This window comes from Vibrio sp. ER1A, assembly GCF_000733315.1.
Taxonomy (GTDB): domain Bacteria; phylum Pseudomonadota; class Gammaproteobacteria; order Enterobacterales; family Vibrionaceae; genus Vibrio; species Vibrio mediterranei.
Genome location: NZ_JPJA01000095.1, coordinates 185,377 through 189,453 on the forward strand (window position 1 = coordinate 185,377; position 4,077 = coordinate 189,453).

4 protein-coding genes are annotated in these 4,077 nt (G+C 39.3%); 1 reads left to right on the top strand and 3 read right to left on the bottom strand.

Annotation, left to right across the window (positions count from 1 at the left end; all coding sequences use genetic code 11):
• The first annotated feature begins 261 nt into the window (after positions 1 to 261).
• Positions 262 to 645 (top strand): STAS/SEC14 domain-containing protein, encoded by a 384-nt coding sequence (locus HW45_RS25900; protein WP_006070215.1) that lies wholly within the window; start codon positions 262 to 264, stop codon positions 643 to 645.
• Positions 646 to 686: 41 nt separating this feature from the next.
• On the opposite strand, the gene HW45_RS25905 is transcribed toward HW45_RS25900, so the two are convergent.
• From HW45_RS25905 to HW45_RS25915, 3 genes are all read right to left on the bottom strand, one after another.
• Positions 687 to 2,252: a winged helix-turn-helix domain-containing protein gene (locus HW45_RS25905; RefSeq protein ID WP_038230847.1), complete on the bottom strand. Its 1,566-nt coding sequence runs from the start codon at positions 2,250 to 2,252 to the stop codon at positions 687 to 689.
• Positions 2,253 to 2,380: 128 nt separating this feature from the next.
• A complete protein-coding gene (locus HW45_RS25910) occupies positions 2,381 to 3,373 on the bottom strand; it encodes a phospholipase A (RefSeq protein WP_038230849.1) in 993 nt (330 codons plus the stop codon).
• Between the two features lie 10 nt (positions 3,374 to 3,383).
• Positions 3,384 to 4,043, bottom strand: a complete 660-nt coding sequence (locus HW45_RS25915) for a DUF3313 family protein (protein ID WP_006070218.1) — start codon at positions 4,041 to 4,043, stop codon at positions 3,384 to 3,386.
• Positions 4,044 to 4,077: the final 34 nt, after the last annotated feature.

A 4,077-nucleotide genomic window follows, 5' to 3' on the forward strand; every position in this document is an offset into this window, starting at 1 on the left:
AAATATAACACATTAAAAACAATGACTTATGATAGTATTTTGTATATTTTCAAACTTGACTTTGCAATAAAAATTACTGGTGATTAATTAAAATTCACAAACAGTTATCGTTTCTTTATTGTCATATTATGTATAGCAATTTCCCAAAAAGTAACATCTTCCTCGCTCTGTAAGTAGTTTATCAACGCAACACCTTTATATGTTTCATATTTAGATAAGTTACTTACGCAAATCAAACTAGCTATTATAGAGAAAGTCATAATGTGTAATCAGAAACCAGCAAATGTAACCATCAATGTAGAAGCAAACCATGATTCTTTGATGTTAAAGCTGAAGCCAACTGGAAAATTAACAAAGGAAGTGGTTACTCAAGTAGCCAATTTGATTGAAACTAGTATTAAGGAAAATGAGGACAAGAAGATTAACCTTCTTGTTGATGCTACTGCTTTCTCTGGTTGGGAATATGAAGCATTTGTGGAAGATATTAAGCTGAGTATTAAGCATCGTAACGACATAAACAAAATCGCATTATTTGGCGATCAAAAATGGCTTGAAATAGCGGCTACATTGGCGTCATTCGCAACCAGTTCAGAGGTGAAGTACTTTACTAACAATCAAGAAGCACAAGGTTGGATTAAACACTAATTGCGCAACTACCCTGTACTGAAACGTGTCAGCCAGTTTGGCTACCACGTTTCAGTAGCACCAGTAACATTATTGGTAATCTTGTCTCTAATATCAGATAGATCACTATAAAAGAATAGCGTTTCGGACAAGTTTAATACCTGTACCGTCGATGCTTCCAAGATCGCATGATAGTAAAACTCTTCCGCCGCAGATGTATTCCCTGTTGATTCCGCTACCTTGGCACTAATTATGTAAAACATGATACTACGCCTGTCGTAAGGGATGGCTGTAAGATACTGCTTCGCTTTGTATGGCTCATCTTTACTCATCTCCATCATAGACATCGCTTCCAATAACCTAGGTGTAAGCTGCTGATCTTGAGAAAACTGGTTGATGGACTGCTGCATTTTCTGATTAAGCTGTTCTATTTGATTGATGTTATTGCCATCAGGTTTGATATACATCTTCGATAGAATAAACATATAAGCCGTTGCGATGGTGTATTGATTTTCGGGTGCTTGTTGGGCCGCTAACTCTATCAGTTGTAATGCTTTTTCCTCATGATTCACCTGAAAAGCTGCACCTAATGACTCCAATATAGAAGAGACTGCATTCTCATCATCAGGCAACTCATCCACCAGACTGGCGACCTGAGATTTTCCGACCGAGATATTGAAAGACTCAAGTAGGTCAGTCAGCGATTTTTTTATTGCGGCTTTCACATGCCCTTGTGAAATCTTGTACCGTCGATCTAGGTGTTTATCACCCGATACTCGATTAAAGTACTCAATTTCTAGATATTGATGACCACCTCTTTCAATCGACGAAAAACGCAACTCGTTGGCCGCAACTTTTGCAGCAGGCCCATCATAGATGATCCTATAATCTCGATAGATCTTTAAATAATCCAACAACTTACGAGCCATCCCCACTTTAAGGTGGTCGCTTAGGAATTCCTCGTTAGCTTTCACATAAATATATCGAGGTTCAAAAGACAAATAACTAGGTGCTATCGTTGAAGCTGGATGCGCCTCTTTTTCCACACCATTGATGAATACCAGATATATTATTCCTGGAACTAGGCAAATCAACAGAACAGACGCTATGGCCCAGTGCTTTAAATAGTTGGGTTTTTGTGTCCCACTAAGTCGCAGAGGTCTCAATGAACGAGCATTATCAGTATCACTCGTTTTACCTGCTTGTGATGATGTTGTCTTATCTTTGTATAGGGGATTCTCTGACTTACTTAGCGCTCCGGCACCTACCTTCCCGCCATAGACTGGTGCGGGGGTTTCGACTTTTCTTTCAACATCCGCATCTAACTTGTAGCCTCTTTTAGGAACAGTAACAATATACCCAAATGGATGACTACCGTGCTGTTTGAGAATTTTTCTTAACTCAAATATCGCCTGAGTAATGACTTGATCAGTTAAGATCGAGCCATTCCAGACTTCATTTATTAATTCATCTCTAGAAAAGACGGTATAGGGATTATCACACAGAAAATGGAACAATCTAGATAGTCGATGATCGATAATAAACTCTTCGTCATCCAAGATAAATTTGTCTTCACTTGGAATAAAAACCCAATCATCAATAGTAAATTGTATCTTCTGGTTCTTCATAGTTTAGTATTAAGTAACTGTAACTTATAAAGAAGTATTGGATACTATTTAGGATATTTCAAAAAAATCCGCCTTACACGGCACGAAAATGACGCACAAAGCGGACCCGAAAAATCCTGACGTATCGCTTAGAGAATATCTGTTAGTAGAACCCCGACGCCAATACGCTTGTTGTTGTAATTGTAATCGATCAAACTTTCACCATACCCTTGGTAATATTGAACATAACCACGAACTCTCCCTATAAGAGGGAAACTCATACCTGCCTCAAAGCCACCATAACCGGTACGGAAGTTATAACGAGCTACTCCACTGAACTCTACCGCTTGGTATTTATAAGCAGCGGTCAGTTCAAAGTGTCCCATGTAGTCTTCTATATCGGGGTTATCGTCATCATTGTCAGGAATGCGGTACCAAGGCTCCAAATAAACCATGAGGTCATCTTCAGCATATCCAATACCACCATAGATTCGATTCCAACTGCGACTCAACTCCTGAGTTCGTCCATTAGATTCATGTTCAAAACCAACTCGTGTAAACCACACACCTTTCGTACTCTCTATCGGCAAAGGAGATTCATAGAAAATCTCTGGGCGATAGTTCGTTTCACGAAAAGGCGCAGATATTTCAGAAGAGTATGCCTGCCAAAATGACTTTAACGTGAAACCAAAGTAAACCTGGTCTTCTTCGTTAAAAATACCATCTTCGACAAGAGGCATTTTAAAACTGATCTGGAACTTGATTTCCTCATCTTTAAGTTCATCAGACTTTCCTTCAAAAATGTCTGATGTGTAAGGCGCCGTATTTACCTGGCTCATTTCCGTAATAGGCAAAATGTAGTTTTGCCTATAGGGAGTAATGACAAACGGGTTATTCTCCGTCTCTTTTTCTAATGAGTGTCGAGTTGGAGAGACATGTTCTGTCGACGCTTGCACTTCACTCAAGCACTGTGCCTTGATCTCATCGAGGTTATCATGTTCAACATCCATGTGAATCTCACGCAACAAACAATTATCAAAGCGTGTGTCGAAACTGGCATCGTTTTCTTGCGCCAAAGCATGCATAGGCCCGAAGGCCACAAGTAGCGCTAGGATTTGAGAATGTCGAACAGATAACTTCATAACTCAACCCTTACATGTACATAGCGTGAAGAATGAAGTCGACACTTTGCTCAGTAATTCGATTCACGTTCGCATCTAAGATTTTTTGTGTGATCTTCGACTTATCATTCTCAAGTACGCCATTGTTGTTTACGACAAAAATACGACGAGCAAGTAAGTGGCCGTCATCTTTATCTTTAATATCAACATCCACAAGTAATCTTACTGAACGATCACGAGTACCAGCCGCCTCTTTTGCTAAGGCAACGATTGCACCAATTGGGATAATTTCTCGTGCTTTTACATCTTCACCGATGTCTTCAACTTTAATGATGTTGACGTCAACAATAGCTTGGTGTTGGCTCGCCGCATCTGTTGGGAACAGTTTCGAGCTCTTTTCAGACAAAGTGCCTTTAAGTTCTTGCTTAAAGTTCTCTACTGTTTGGTCTGTTAGCAAACGGTCTATCGTTTTACTAACGTGTACATTAACATCGTGAACGATAATATTCTGATATTCGTCTTTTTTAAGGTCGCTCGAGTGCCAAACATATCCATCTTCATGGGAGTTGTATTTTTGTTCTTCGTATGTACGTCCATCATTTAACGTCACCATTTCTTCTTTATCTGGTAGTGAACCTGCACACCCAGATAGAACCGTGATAATAGATAGTAGTAGTATTTTAGCTTTCATTTCTTTCTCCAGACCTTATTAGTCAATCTTGCTT